The organism is Funiculus sociatus GB2-C1, assembly GCF_039962115.1.
Classification (GTDB): Bacteria; Cyanobacteriota; Cyanobacteriia; order Cyanobacteriales; family FACHB-T130; genus Funiculus; species Funiculus sociatus.
In genome coordinates this window covers 193,797-206,949 of record NZ_JAMPKJ010000001.1, presented here as the reverse complement: position 1 = coordinate 206,949, position 13,153 = coordinate 193,797, and the positions used below count along the sequence as shown (strand labels likewise).

14 protein-coding genes are annotated in these 13,153 nt (G+C 46.7%); 6 read left to right on the top strand and 8 right to left on the bottom strand.

All coding sequences use genetic code 11. The features are described 5' to 3' along the window. Positions 1 to 18: 18 nt before the first annotated feature. Entirely contained in the window at positions 19 to 180 is a 162-nt protein-coding gene (locus NDI42_RS01010) for a hypothetical protein (protein ID WP_190454234.1), read from the bottom strand. A gap of 410 nt (positions 181 to 590) precedes the next feature. On the opposite strand from NDI42_RS01010, the gene hpsE reads away from it, so the two are divergent. The 6 genes from hpsE (at position 591) to NDI42_RS00980 (ending at position 8,613) form a co-directional block, all read left to right on the top strand. Continuing rightward, positions 591 to 1,559, top strand: a complete 969-nt coding sequence (gene hpsE, locus NDI42_RS01005) for a hormogonium polysaccharide biosynthesis glycosyltransferase HpsE (RefSeq protein WP_190454232.1) — start codon at positions 591 to 593, stop codon at positions 1,557 to 1,559. A gap of 258 nt (positions 1,560 to 1,817) precedes the next feature. After that, positions 1,818 to 2,957: a DegT/DnrJ/EryC1/StrS family aminotransferase gene (locus tag NDI42_RS01000; RefSeq protein ID WP_190454229.1), complete on the top strand. Its 1,140-nt coding sequence runs from the start codon at positions 1,818 to 1,820 to the stop codon at positions 2,955 to 2,957. A gap of 101 nt (positions 2,958 to 3,058) precedes the next feature. Beyond that, positions 3,059 to 3,943, top strand: a complete 885-nt coding sequence (gene crtB, locus NDI42_RS00995) for a cyanoexosortase B (RefSeq protein WP_190454225.1) — start codon at positions 3,059 to 3,061, stop codon at positions 3,941 to 3,943. Beyond that, entirely contained in the window at positions 3,940 to 4,713 is a 774-nt protein-coding gene (locus NDI42_RS00990) for a cyanoexosortase B system-associated protein (RefSeq protein WP_190454222.1), read from the top strand. Before crtB ends, NDI42_RS00990 begins: the two co-directional genes overlap by 4 nt. A 55-nt stretch (positions 4,714 to 4,768) precedes the next feature. Further along, positions 4,769 to 6,283 carry a polysaccharide biosynthesis/export family protein gene (locus NDI42_RS00985; RefSeq protein ID WP_199311107.1) on the top strand — a complete coding sequence of 505 codons (1,515 nt, stop codon included), beginning with the start codon at positions 4,769 to 4,771 and terminating at the stop codon, positions 6,281 to 6,283. 155 nt (positions 6,284 to 6,438) lie between these two features. Then, positions 6,439 to 8,613, top strand: a complete 2,175-nt coding sequence (locus tag NDI42_RS00980; RefSeq protein ID WP_190454220.1) for a GumC family protein — start codon at positions 6,439 to 6,441, stop codon at positions 8,611 to 8,613. Positions 8,614 to 8,676: 63 nt separating this feature from the next. Here the strand turns inward: NDI42_RS00980 and NDI42_RS00975 are convergent, their stop codons facing one another. The 7 genes from NDI42_RS00975 to accD all read right to left on the bottom strand — a co-directional run bounded on the left by NDI42_RS00975 (position 8,677) and on the right by accD (position 13,137). Further along, positions 8,677 to 9,390: a rhomboid family intramembrane serine protease gene (locus NDI42_RS00975; protein ID WP_190454218.1), complete on the bottom strand. Its 714-nt coding sequence runs from the start codon at positions 9,388 to 9,390 to the stop codon at positions 8,677 to 8,679. Between the two features lie 200 nt (positions 9,391 to 9,590). Next, complete coding sequence (petJ, locus tag NDI42_RS00970; protein ID WP_190437235.1) at positions 9,591 to 9,917, bottom strand: cytochrome c6 PetJ; 327 nt, start codon at positions 9,915 to 9,917, stop codon at positions 9,591 to 9,593. A 159-nt stretch (positions 9,918 to 10,076) separates the two neighbouring features. Further along, positions 10,077 to 10,496, bottom strand: a complete 420-nt coding sequence (petE, locus tag NDI42_RS00965) for a plastocyanin (protein WP_190454215.1) — start codon at positions 10,494 to 10,496, stop codon at positions 10,077 to 10,079. Between the two features lie 127 nt (positions 10,497 to 10,623). Beyond that, a complete protein-coding gene (gene psbV2 / locus NDI42_RS00960; protein WP_190454212.1) occupies positions 10,624 to 11,115 on the bottom strand; it encodes a photosystem II cytochrome PsbV2 in 492 nt (163 codons plus the stop codon). A 133-nt stretch (positions 11,116 to 11,248) separates the two neighbouring features. Then, positions 11,249 to 11,740, bottom strand: a complete 492-nt coding sequence (psbV, locus tag NDI42_RS00955) for a photosystem II cytochrome c-550 (protein ID WP_190427971.1) — start codon at positions 11,738 to 11,740, stop codon at positions 11,249 to 11,251. Positions 11,741 to 11,925: 185 nt separating this feature from the next. Further along, positions 11,926 to 12,120 carry a translation initiation factor IF-2 gene (locus NDI42_RS00950; protein WP_190427969.1) on the bottom strand — a complete coding sequence of 65 codons (195 nt, stop codon included), beginning with the start codon at positions 12,118 to 12,120 and terminating at the stop codon, positions 11,926 to 11,928. 105 nt (positions 12,121 to 12,225) lie between these two features. Continuing rightward, complete coding sequence (gene accD, locus NDI42_RS00945; protein WP_190427966.1) at positions 12,226 to 13,137, bottom strand: acetyl-CoA carboxylase, carboxyltransferase subunit beta; 912 nt, start codon at positions 13,135 to 13,137, stop codon at positions 12,226 to 12,228. Between the last annotated feature and the right edge of the window lie 16 nt (positions 13,138 to 13,153).

The window sequence follows — 13,153 nt, the reverse complement described above, 5'->3', positions numbered from 1 at the left end:
GGTTTAGTTTTAGGGTTTTCAACAGACACCCTCACCCAGATGATTAGCTGATGCTGCCCGCTTTACTGAGTTTAATGGTGCGATTATCTCGCCATAAGTTGCCATAGAGGGATTGTGATGAATCGTACTGCGATCGCTTGTGCAGTTCTGGCGATCGCAATCTGGAATTTCCGCCGCCATCAGTCCAGTTACACTCGGTTAAACGTGTCGCGTCCGAAGCATACCCTAAGCTTACCTAACGCCTCTAGGTGAATAACAAGACTCAGTTTAATCGTGGCATCAATTTCCTTCAACCTCCCAGCCACATTTTGAGGGTCGATTTGCGACCGATGGCGATCGCGATTGATCTTTGAAATTGAGAAGTGCTGTCTAAAGATATTTAAGATTTGTTTTAAGTTACTGCGGTTTCCTGGGCGGGGGGCAGCAATTGTCTACAATGTTGGCAATTTGCATTGCTAGATTTTTACTCATCGGGTTGCTACTTTAACCATTATTTTCGGGCATACTTAGAGACATAGAGGAACATCACCCAGCAGAGGGATGTAATACCTCTGAAGGAAGACCCCTTATATGAGATTTTCTGAAAGAGGATGTTAGTTGATTTTACAGTCGCCATCCCGACCTATAACGGGGAAACCCGCTTACCGGAAGTTCTGGACAGATTGCGATCGCAAACTCACACCCAGAACTTTATCTGGGAAATTCTGGTTATTGACAATAACAGCACTGACAATACAGCAAAAGTCGTTAAAGACTACCAATCCAACTGGATAGAAGTTTTTCCTTTGAAGTATTGTTTTGAACCCCGCCAAGGATTAGCTTTTGCCCGCCAACGTGCAGTCCAAGAAGCCAAAGGCACATTTGTTGGGTTTCTGGATGACGATAACTTACCGACACCGACATGGGTTTGGGGAGCCTACAATTTTGGGCGTGATCGCCCGAAAGTTGGCGGTTATGGCAGCCGCATTTATGGCGAATTTGAAATTACACCCCCAGAAAACTTTGAGAGAATTGCGCCACTACTGGCAGTAACTGACAGAGGTGCAAATGCTCTGCTATACGAACCACACAAAAAGTTATTGCCGCCTGGGGCTGGATTAGTTGTACGTCGCCAAGCTTGGCTGGAAAATGTTCCCCAGGAGTTTATTCTTCATGGGCGAATTGGAGATAGTATGCTTGCCGGAGAAGATTTGGAAGCGCTGTTACATATTCAACAAGCTGGATGGGAAATTTGGTATAACCCCCAAATGTGTCTTTACCATCGCATACCTCACTGGCGTTTAGAGAAAGAATATCTCATCAAACTATGTCGCGGCATTGGTTTGAGTCGCCACCGGACTCGGATGCTCAGCGTTAAACCTTGGCAAAGACCTCTAGCTTTTTTTGCCTATATGCTTAACGATATTCGTAAAATATTATTCCATTCAATAAAATACAAAATGGCAATAAAAGACGATCTTATAGCAGCTTGTCAGATGGAGCTTCTTACTAATAGTCTAATTAGCCCTTTTTATATTTGGAAAATATCTTTAAATACCTCGAAAATAAATATTGATTAAAATTAGTTGAGATGATTTAATGCTGATTTGGTTAATCTTGTCAATGTAAAAAGCTTTACTTTATCTTCATTTATGAAGTAGGAGTATGGCTTAAACTGGTATTTAGCTGAGCAAACAGTAAAAAACTTACTCTAAAAAAGTAAGCCTTCCGCTCAACAAGCGCTATAGATACAGCCAAACGCATTAGTATGGCAGATTATCAGGGATCTTCAGGAAAATTGTTTCTAGAACTACCCCTAACATTAATTCCCCAACGCCATGAACATTACAACTACAACAATTCCCTTTGTGGATCTTCAGCTTCAGCACCAGCCAATTCAAACTCAGATGGAAGAGGCAGTGCGGGGTGTAATCCAGCGGGGAGATTTTATACTAGGTAAGGCTGTAGCTGAGTTTGAGGCGGCGTTTGCGTCACACAGCGGAGTATCTTATGGTATTGGGGTAGCTTCGGGAACAGATGCGATCGCTCTCGGATTAGAAGCCTGTGGCATTGGTACTGGTGACGAAGTAATCTTACCTACCAACACCTTCATCGCCACCTTGATTGGCGTTATCCGCGCTGGTGCCAAACCGATTTTAGTTGATTGCGACCCCCAAACCGCCTTAATTGACCTCAAAGCCGCAGAAAAAGCCATTACTCCCCAAACCAAGGCAATAATTCCTGTACATCTCTACGGACAAATGGTATCGCCGCGCCAATTGCTAGACTTTGCCGATGCCCATAACCTAATCGTATTTGAAGACGCAGCCCAAGCACACCTAGCTGAAAGAGAAGGTTATCGCGGTGGTTCCGTTGGCAAAGCAGCAGCCTTTAGCTTCTACCCCAGTAAAAACTTAGGCGCATTGGGGGATGGAGGCATGGTTATTACTAACGATGAAGCAGTGGCGCAGAAAATGCGAAGTCTCCGCAACTACGGTTCCCCCCGCAAATATTATCACACCGAACCGGGAACCAATAGCCGGCTCGATACCCTACAAGCAGCCGTACTCAACATCAAACTCCCCCATCTTGCCGACTGGAACTCCTCACGCAACCAAGCTGCTGCCAAATACGACACCTTACTGGAACCACTGCGTAGCATGGGAATTTTCCCCATGCAAAACCAAAGCGGCAAAGGTCACATTTATCACCTTTACGTCGTCCGGATTACCGAACCCTGCCCCCTCGACAGGCAAACCATCCAAGACAAACTAGCAGCCATCGGCATTCAAACTGGAATCCACTACCCCATACCCTGCCATCTTCAACCAGCCTTTGAGAATTTGGGTTATCGCATGGGAGACTTCCCCCAAGCCGAAACCCTAGCCCAAGAAATTTTATCCTTACCCATGTATCCCGGCATAAGCGACACCCAAATCCATCAAGTCGTTGATGCCTTGCACAGCCTCTGTGTTTAGAAAAAATCATGAATTTTAACGCAAAAAATGCAAAGGTAGGCAGAGAATAACTTTGCATTTTTTGCGTTAAAAAAAAAGAAAATAACTAACAAAGTAAAATCATGCACATTGAACGAAAAAATCCCATTGCCATCGAACGCTACTTAGTAGAGACAGCCATCATCGGTCTACTGGTGATATTGTACGCTCCCCTAATCTGGTACTGGTACGATGGCTGGCTGCACAAAAACATCAGCATTGAACATGAATATTACAGCCACGGTCTAATCGGTTTACCTTTCGCCGCCTATATTATCTGGACGCAACGACAGCAGTGGCAACAATTGCCAGACAAAAATAATCTCTTCGGTGCCGCATTGCTGGGATTGGGAGGAGCATTGTATCTCAGTAGGATACCTGACCTGGTAAATTTATCTTTTCCGGCTGTATTAACCGGGCTTTGCCTGTGGCTGAAAGGAGTACCAGGCTTGAAACTTCAAAGTTTCCCACTGTTGTTCATCTTTCTAGCAACACCAACCCAAATTCCCTACCTGCTTGCTCCCTATACCTTGCCCTTACAGGAATTTATTGCTGGGACAGCTGGCTTTATTCTGAATCAATTTGGGATGAATGTCACCGTCGAGCAAATTTACTTGTACGTCGGTGGACGAATTGTGGAAGTTGCGCCTTTTTGTGCGGGGCTTAAGATGTTGTTCACCAGTCTTTATGTAGCTATGTTGTTGCTGTACTGGACTGGTGCATGGATTTCTCGCCGGACGACAATGTTGTTGTTAGTTGGTGCGATCGCCATCAGCGTCAGTGGTAATATCGTCCGCAATACCCTGCTGACTTTCTTTCATGGCACAGGTCAAGACCACGCTTTTGAGTGGCTGCACGAAGGGTGGGGCGGTGACGTTTATTCTGCCTGTATGTTGGGTTTAATCGTGCTTCTACTAAATGCCATCGAAAAATTTATCCCAGATGAACCTCTCAAGGATGAAGCATGAGACTGCCCAAGTTATTGCACCTTCCAGTTTCCCAAGTCGTCTTGCTGTGTTTTCTCATCGTGCTGATTGCAATTGGAGCAGTTCCCAGTTACTTGAGCGGAAATTGGGCTTGGGTAAATCCTCCACAAGTTACCAACTTCAAACAACTCAAAAGCTTACGACAGAATGGGCTAGCGCTTCCCGGATGGCAAACTAAACAACAGCAGGTCGAAACCATTGGCGGCCATAAATGGTCTATTCAGGAACTCCAGGGGGATGAAAAGAGTCAGGTAACTTTACTGCTTTTACCTCAAATCAGTCAAAAGGATCAGCCAGAGGTAGAGTGGATGGATGTTAACGGCTTTATGGCAAGGGAGTTTCAGTATAGGAAGCTTTCGCAAACAGATAAGAATTCTAATCGTCGGTTTCAGTTTAGCTGGGATACAGACTCATACCGCCAGTTGCCGTTTACTGTAAAATCCAGTTCTACGTCGTCAGCAGATGCCAAAGTGGAAGCCCGTTTCTTTCGCGGTTGGACTCAGCAGCAAACCTTCGCTGTTCTACAGTGGTACGCTTGGCCTGGAGGGGGTAACCCTGCACCCAGTACTTGGTTCTGGGCGGATCAAATGGCTCAGTTGCAACGCCACCGCTTGCCTTGGACTGCTGTTAGCATCCTGATTCCAATGGAACCTTTGGCTGACTTAGAAACCGCTAAGCCTCTAGCTGAATCACTCGGTCAAACGGTTCAAGCTGCCTTAATGGCAGACGTTTTACATCCAGCTAATCGCTAATGGCAATTGACAATTAGCAATTAGCCATTAGCAATTAAGTACTGGCTACTGATTAATGACTAAAATTCCGTTGCGCCGCTTTACAGCCCTCTCCCTACTCAGTCTCCAAACGAGTGCTTACACGCTGTTGGGTGGTGTCTTCCTATGGACTCGACAGGCATCGGCAACACCTGTGACTGCACACCCTAACGCTCAGGCGCAGCTGCCGCAGGTTCCTGTGGTAGTGCCTCCTGCTCCCGTTGATCCCACGAGTCCGCAGCTGCCGCAGGTTCCTGTGGTAGTGCCTCCTGCTCCCGTTGATCCCACGAGTCCGCCACCCCCTGTAGGCTATCCTACCCAGCAACCCCTCTTAGAGGGAACTCCGTCGCCGCAGTTTAGCCGCTACCAGTTAGGGATTGGAGATGTAATTAACGTTGTAGTTCAGCGCCCTCCAGGTGCCTACCGCTTGGGAACAGGAGATGTAGTTAGCCTTTTAGTTCAGCGTTTTCCAGATTTGAATGTTCAAACCGCTATTGATCTAGACGGCAACATAATAGTGCCGCTACTGGGAAGAGTATCGCTCAAAGGTTTAACTGTGCAACAAGCACAAGAAAAAATTCGCTTGGGCTTAAACCGCTTTGTGGTAGATCCGGCTGTGACCCTCTCACTCTCTACGCCTCGTCCGGAATTGAATTTTCAAGCCCAAGTTAATCAACAAGGCGATATTGTAGTGCCGCAAGTGGGAAGGGTGTCAGTACAAGGTCTTACCTTGGAAGAAGCACAAGAAAAAATTCGCTTGGGCTTCAACCGTTTTTATATTGATCCTGATGTAACTTTAACTTTAGCTTCTGCACGTCCAACCCAAGTCACAATTAGCGGCGAGGTAGTGAAACCTGGTTACTACACACTAGGCCCAGGTTCTGTACTGACGGCAGCGTTGCTGACTGCCGGGGGAAGCACTAATCAAGCAGATTTGCGTTCGGTTTTGGTGCGGCGATCGCTCTTTGATGGCTCGATTATTGAGCAAAGGGTTGATTTGTTTACACCACTGGCTAATGGACAGGCTTTACCGAATTTGCGCCTACAGGATGGCGATGCTGTAATTGTACCGAGAATAGAAGTCGGCACCGAGCAAACCTATGACCGCACGCTGGTTTCTCGCTCCACAATATCCCAGCAGCAGATCAACATCCGAGTTTTGAGCTACGCTGGTAGGGGAATTGGGAATATTACCTTGGCTAATGGTAGTAACTTTGTTGATGCTTTAAGCGCACTCGTCCCAAATCCAGACAATGCGAATTTGCGAGAAATCGCCTTGATTCGCTTCGATCAGGAACGCGGCAAAGCTGTCACCCAGAAAATAGACGGGAAAGCAGCTTTAATGGGAGATGTTTCTCAAAATGTCCCCCTCCAGAATAACGATGTTATCGTCGTAGGTCGCAGCCTTTTAGGTAAAATTTCCTATGCTTTAACTACCTATACTGCACCCTTCCGAGATATATTGCAATTTTTCTTGTTTCTAAGGCAATTTGGAGAAGAAACCACTATCCTATTTGGTCCGGGTGGGAACAATTCGGACTCAGGAAATTAGGTGAAAAATTGCAACTTTATTAAGAAAGGAGAAGGGAAAATGCTTAACTAATAAAGGTAAAGGTACTAAAAATTATTGAGGTTGATTCTTAATTTCTACTTCATAGATTCTATTTCTTAATCCCTATTTCCTAAATAGCTTCTTCTAAAACGATTATGACTCCTCCCATTGTCAAACGTTATTTGATTGCTCTCGATCAACATAAATTGATTGGATTAACTAGCTTTTCGATCATTGTAGCTGCCTCGGCTGTAGTGGGTATGCAGCCACCACCACCTACCCTTTACAGGGCTACAGGGGTTCTAGCATATAACGGGCCGATTGCACCGTTTTCGACGACCACGCAAACGATTCAGCAGCAGGGGAAGGAACTGACTGCGGAGATGCTGCTAGCTGAGAATGTTGTCAAAGGGGCAGCAGCGCGAGTGAAGGTCGATCCGAACCAAATTGCTAAAAATGTAGAGGTCAAACTACCCAAGGAAGATGGGCCAAACGTAATTCAAGTTGTTTATGTCGATAATGACGAGAAGCGAGCAGGGGAAACGGTAGAAGCGCTGAGGCAGAAAATGGTGGAGCAGAGCCGTGCGATTAATAGCGCACGGTTACTAGAAATTATTAAATCTATAGAGGCGCGGTTGCCGAAGGTTAAGCAGGAACTCCGGGAAGCTGAACAGGAACTAGAGCGGTATGTCCGAGTTGAAGGTCCAGCGATCTTGGCGGCTCAGGATGGCACTACATTAGGGGGGATTACTGGATCTGAAGGGCAGCAACGTCAGATTCAGATGACGTTGGAGGGGGTGGACACCCAAATTCGTAGCATCCAAAACAAGTTGGGGTTAACGCCAGAGCAAGCTTACACGTCTTCTGCCCTGAGCGCCGATCCGATTATTGGCAACTTGCGATCGCAAATTTATCAAACTGAGACGCAGCTAAAAATTCTCCAGGGGGATTTGCGAGCAGAACACCCACAAATAATTCAGCTCAGACAACAGCTACAAGCCTACGAGCAACTGCTATCGTCAAGAGCAGCTGAAGTAATGGGTGGAAACGGTGTGGTAGCACCTCTACCTAGTGCCAGAATTCGCCAAGACAGCAGCCTCGACCCAGCACGGCAACAGCTGGCCAACACTTTGGTAAATTTACAAACTCAGCGCGAAACCCTCACACAGCAACTCTTGGCTAGCCGCAAAACAGAGCAGCAACTGCGTGCTGAGTATGTGAAAATTCCCAATAAGCAGCTGGAGCAAGCGCGGCTACAACAGCAGGTGGCGCTGAAACAAGGTCTATTTGATAAGATGCAGGCGGCTTTAGTAGATGCTAGGGCAGCAGAAGCTGAGACTGTACCCAGTCTCAGCATTGCCGGATCGCCAAAAGTCCTTGCTGGCGAAGGGGGAAGCCAAGGCTTACCGATAACGATGTTAATAGGAGCTTTGGTGGGCGTGTTGGTCAGCGGTGGCTTGATTTTCCTGCTGGCTATGCTAGATGGTACATTCTACACGGTCGAGGAAGTGCGCGCAGCCTTGAAAAACCGGGATGTGCCGCTGCTGGGCGAATTGCCTTTTGTGGCTATCCTCGATCCGCAGCTGGGCGAAACCCCAATTTTGCTCAAGCAAGATTCTGTTTATCACGAGTATTACGAGCGGTTCCGCAGTAATCTGCGGCGGGCGAGTGAAAAACCAGCCAAAGTGGTGTTGTTGACCAGCACGATCGCTGTTGAAGGTAAAACGGTGAGTGCTTATAATTTGGGAATCGCGTCAGCTTGTGCTGGCAAGCGTACCTTGATTATAGAAACGGATTTGCGATCGCCTTCTAGCTCCAAGTTTCTTAAGGTCTCGCCCGATCCCGCCGCCAGCGCCGAACCTCTCCGCTACTATGCCCAACTAAGCGAGTGCATCCGTTTGGTTCCAGACATTGAGAATCTGTACATCGTACCTACTCCCGGCCCCGTGCGTAACCCTGCGGCTATTCTTGAATCTAGCGAACTTAGACGGCTGATCGAAGATGCGCGGGGTCGTTTTGACATGGTGATTCTCGACTCTCCTCCTCTTACCCAGTGTAATGATGCCCTAATACTAGAACCTTATGTAGATGGCATGGTTCTGGTGACTAGACCAGGATTTACTCAGGAAAGTATCCTAGCAGAGGCAATCGATCAGTTGAGCGAAGACGAACTGCCGCTGTTGGGAGCGATTATCAATGGTGTAGATAAGCCAATTGAGGTTGCAGATGTGACGCCGGAGGAGGATGAAAGCGAGATCGAACAAGAAGAAGAATTAGAGTCTCCTACCCCTGCGCGAGAAAAAGTACCACCCCAGGTTATAAAGCGTTAACTACATAAAAGCTAAAAGGCAATAAGAAAGACTCTTGTTGCCTTTTGCCTAATGTAAGCGTCGTTAGTAAGAATTTGTTTCTGGATCTGAGGAAAACAATCCCAGCAGTGGCCCTAAGATTGCCCCAAAAACAAAACCCCCAGCGTGCGCCCAGTAAGCAATTCCACCACTTTCCATGCCGATGTTAGTTGGTGCATTTAAGCTGGCAACGCCATATAAAGCTTGCTGCAAAAACCAAAAACCCAGGAAGAAAAGAGCGGGGATGCGAAAAGTGGTTATGAAAATGCCGAGGGGAACTAAGGTCAGAACTTTTGCTTGAGGAAATCTGAGAACGTAGGCTCCTAGAACGCCTGCGATCGCGCCACTCGCCCCCAAGGAAGGAATAGCAGAGTTAGCGGAAAAAAACCACTGACTTAAAGATGCCAAAACGCCGCAAGTAATGTAAAAAATTAAGTATTTAACGTGACCGAGTTTGTCTTCAACGTTGTTACCAAAAATCCACAAAAACAACATATTTCCCGCCAAGTGTAAAAAACCACCGTGCAGGAACTGGGACGTTACAAGCGTCAGCCACTCTGGTATTTGCTGATACCCTACTGTATTGGGACAGGTGCTTGAGAGTTGGCAGGGAACGACAGCGGCGACGCGGAAAAATCCCTCCAACTGTTGCGGTTCTAAAGTCAGCTCATATAAAAAAACCAAAATATTCGCAGCAATCAGTCCATAAGTAACATATGGAGTGATGCGTGTGGGATTATCATCGCGTAAAGGAACCACAAGCGTTTTTCCTAACTATCCAAAGACTGGAAATAACATAACTTAATTTCTTTGTTGCTGTCTTTTGACCTCTGGATAGATATCTAGGATTAAACTCCATCTCTAGGGATATGGATCGCTGATGAACTCCTGAAAACAAAAGACCCCTCGCACTTTCTAAAGGGGTCTAGTTATGGGGTTACGATGAAAGCCTGGGAAGATTACCAGCCTTTTTCTGCCTTTTCCATAACATAGCTGGCAACGTCCTCAATTTGTTTTTTGTTTAGACGCCCCTTGAAGGCTGGCATAGCATTTTTGCCATTCGTTACTTGGGTTACAATCGCCTCCATTGAGTTCATACTGTACTTATCTAGGGCATCTTTTTTCAAAGTTTTATTAGCCATAATAACGTTGCCGCCGCCCATGTGACAAGCAGAACAGTTGGCGCTGAAGATTTTTGCACCATCTACTGTATCAGCTGCTACTGGACGAGTCAAGGCAATCAACACAAGCGTAACCATCAGTACAACCGATAACAGTTTCCTCAACTTGGTTCTCCTATTTTTAATGGAGCAAGTCAATACAAAAAAGCCTTGCAAAACTATTCTAAGATTCTGCAAGGCTTTTTTGTTACCAAGGAGGAGAAGAAAACTTAAACCTCAGCGGCAATTCTGAATAACGAGCATCACGTGGATGGTAAGGCTATCTTACCCAGCAACTGTGATTTTACCAACCATTCCAGCGCCACGGTGAGGTTGGCAATAGTACGTATAAGTACCTGGTGGTGTATCTGCTGGGAAAGTTGCCTCGTAGGACTCACCAGGAGAGTAGAGTAACTTGGTGTGAGTCAGTTTAGTTGCTAGTGCCTTATCTCCAGTTGGCACTCCCTTGTCATCAAAAACAGCATTGTGGGGAGCAAGTTTATTATTAACAAACTTAACTGTGTCACCGGGCTTAATCGTAATATTAGCCGGATCAAACTTCAGCAGCCCTTGGTCAGTACCCATTTTCACGGTGTAGCTGTCTGCTGATGCAGGAGAAACTGACATCACAAAGCTAGAGATTACTAGCATAACTGTGCAAATTAGTAAACCTATGCTTCGTGAAAATGTCATTTTCAATTTCATCGTTTCCTCCCAAAATTAACAATTTAATTTCTTTATCAATATTTTACCTTTATCTTTGACAAGCTGTCATACTATTTTTTTTTCATAATTGTGCAATAGATGGCTGCATCCTTAAAGGAAGCGGGGGTCAAAAATTATTTGTACCCCATCCCGGTGCCTTCTGCGCTGCCCTGAGTATAAATCCGGCTATATTTTCCACATCCTGACGCGGCATCCAGCTTTCCGGCACTTGACGACACCAAAAGGTTTCTTCGCTGCCGTCATAGGTCATTGGTTCCCGCAGAAAGGCAACTAAACTGTTGATATTGTCGCGGGGTGGAGTGGCACCATGCAAGTCTGCTAGGGACAGAGACACTGTGGGATCTGGTAAGGTAGCGCCGCCGACGTGACAATTTAGACAGTGCTGCTCAAACAGTCGCTTACCTGCGGATAAATCTTCAGGGGAGAATTGGCGAGTCTGACCTTGCTCATCTAAGTCTAACGAGATTGACTCAGTAACGCGCAGATACTGCCGAATGTAGGTGTCTGCGGCAAACGCTGGTAAGCTGACCGTGAAGACCAAAAGGCAGATACCCAAAATCAAAAATAGACGGCGAAGTGAGAGTAATTGACGCAGCATGATAGGAGCGTGGAGTTGAGAGGCTTTTGAGTTGAGAAGAGTTGGGAGTTGAGAGTTAATTTAAAATTTATAACTCATAACTCCTAACTCTTAACTCAAGACGCGATAAATCGTGTCTTGAACAAATTTTCTCTTAGCGCACGGCTTTACCGCCGCCCCACTGTTCGCCTAAAATTTTCGGCTGGAGGAGGATGTGACCAGCGATCGCATACAGGTCATCTTCCGTGAGATTTCTCATCACTGTGTAAATATCGGAGCTTTCTGTGCTGGGGTGCAGCTCAGAGATCGGTGTTTCTCCGTCGTAGGTCGTGGGATGGTGCATATAATCCACCAGAGCGGCAATATTGTCACGTGGTGGGGTTGCACCAGCTAGGTCGTCTGGTGACAGACCGATGTTAAAATCGGTCTTCGTGACACCTCCAGCATGGCACTGAGCGCAGGCATAGTTAAATAAACGTTTGCCTTCTGCAACTTGTTTCAGGCTCAATGTCACCTGTTCCCCTTGACCATTCAAGGGTATGGTGCGAACGTCTGGGTTCAGTTCTACTGCCATCGCTCGACCGACAAGTAGCACAAAAGTGCAAAATACAGTGGTTATAGCCAGACTTATGTATCGCTTAAGCATGGTTCTCCTTAAAAAGTTTTGCGCGAGTTTTTGTTCCACAACACAAGCTAAGGACTCAACCTTATAAACCGCTCTTAAGAAGGGTGCATAAGTGCTGACCCATCAAAAAGGGCGATTAGAAGCTTTGTCCGTTGTCAAAAAGAAAATCGACAGTAGAGGCTTAGGGTGGTTGGTCGGGATTAATTTTACCCTTCGTCAGCACCCGATCCCCGTTTTTGAGACAGAATCTTAGAAATAATAGCCTTGGCATCCTCCAGAGCTAGACGAGTCTGGGGGGTTTTATAGGCGATTCCCAACTGTTGGCACAGATTACAGACCTCCTCTACTGGGAAGCTGTAGTCTGCGGCGATTTCTGCAATTGACAGGTCTGCAAACCCCATGATGGTGCTTAGATGAGCCGATCTAATATCAATATCATCCCATCTGGCGCGATCGCTTTCCTCTCAAAAGGAAAAACTGGTTCTGTTGAGAATCGCTTCGCTTACCTAGAAACCCACTCTGAGTGCTTCTGGTACTGGCATCATCGACGGTACAGGGGAGATGGGTTGGTGCAGGCTAATTAGCTGCGCCAGAGTTTTCTTTAACCCGGTGCGAGGCACAATTGCGTCTACAAAGCCGTGCTGTAGTAAATATTCCGATGTCTGAAAATCATCTGGTAGCTTTTCGCGCAGGGTTTGCTCAATCACTCGCCGCCCTGCAAAGCCGATGGTTGCTTTTGGCTCTGCCAGTATGATGTCTCCCAACATCGCAAAAGAAGCTGTAACGCCGCCTGTGGTGGGGTGGGTGAGAACGGGGATATAGAGCAGTCTGGCTTCTCGATGACGCTCCAGTGCGCCAGAGATTTTCGCCATCTGCATCAGACTTAACATTCCTTCTTGCATCCTGGCACCGCCGGAAGCACAGACTATCACTACTGGCTTACTTTCCCAAGTCGCTCGTTCAATTAGGCGGGTGAGTTTTTCCCCTACTACAGAACCCATGCTACCGCCCATAAAGCGAAAGTCCATGACACCAAGGGCGATGGGCAAGCCTTCTAGTTGCCCCATCCCTGTTTGCACGGCATCCAGCAGACCGATTTTTTCTTGCATTTCGCGGATGCGATCGCTATATTGTTTGCGATCGCGGAACTTCAGCGGATCGCTGGGAGACAGATGATCGTCAATTGCCATCCAGGTATTAGCATCAATTAGCTGGCGGATGCGCTCATCGCTGAATACACGGCTGTGATGGTTGCACTCTAGGCAAACCATTTGGTTAGCGCGCAAGTCTTTGGTATAAGCCAGTACACCACAAGCCTCGCACTTCGTCCACAGCCCATCCGCAATTTCTCGCTCTTGTGGTTGTTGACTAATTGGCTCTGATTTTCGTCGATTTGCAAACCAATCAAATAAAGACATGAAGACCGTTAAATCC

Excerpts from the sequence above, each read along its gene's own strand:
- NDI42_RS01010 (WP_190454234.1), bottom strand. The coding sequence starts at position 180 with ATGGCGGCGGAAATTCCAGATTGCGATCGCCAGAACTGCACAAGCGAT.
- hpsE (WP_190454232.1), top strand. The coding sequence starts at position 591 with ATGTTAGTTGATTTTACAGTCGCCATCCCGACCTATAACGGGGAAACC.
- NDI42_RS01000 (WP_190454229.1), top strand. The coding sequence starts at position 1,818 with ATGAACATTACAACTACAACAATTCCCTTTGTGGATCTTCAGCTTCAG.
- crtB (WP_190454225.1), top strand. The coding sequence starts at position 3,059 with ATGCACATTGAACGAAAAAATCCCATTGCCATCGAACGCTACTTAGTA.
- NDI42_RS00990 (WP_190454222.1), top strand. The coding sequence starts at position 3,940 with ATGAGACTGCCCAAGTTATTGCACCTTCCAGTTTCCCAAGTCGTCTTG.
- NDI42_RS00985 (WP_199311107.1), top strand. The coding sequence starts at position 4,769 with ATGACTAAAATTCCGTTGCGCCGCTTTACAGCCCTCTCCCTACTCAGT.
- NDI42_RS00980 (WP_190454220.1), top strand. The coding sequence starts at position 6,439 with ATGACTCCTCCCATTGTCAAACGTTATTTGATTGCTCTCGATCAACAT.
- petE (WP_190454215.1), bottom strand. The coding sequence starts at position 10,496 with ATGAAATTGAAAATGACATTTTCACGAAGCATAGGTTTACTAATTTGC.
- psbV2 (WP_190454212.1), bottom strand. The coding sequence starts at position 11,115 with ATGCTGCGTCAATTACTCTCACTTCGCCGTCTATTTTTGATTTTGGGT.
- psbV (WP_190427971.1), bottom strand. The coding sequence starts at position 11,740 with ATGCTTAAGCGATACATAAGTCTGGCTATAACCACTGTATTTTGCACT.
- NDI42_RS00950 (WP_190427969.1), bottom strand. The coding sequence starts at position 12,120 with ATGGGGTTTGCAGACCTGTCAATTGCAGAAATCGCCGCAGACTACAGC.
- accD (WP_190427966.1), bottom strand. The coding sequence starts at position 13,137 with ATGTCTTTATTTGATTGGTTTGCAAATCGACGAAAATCAGAGCCAATT.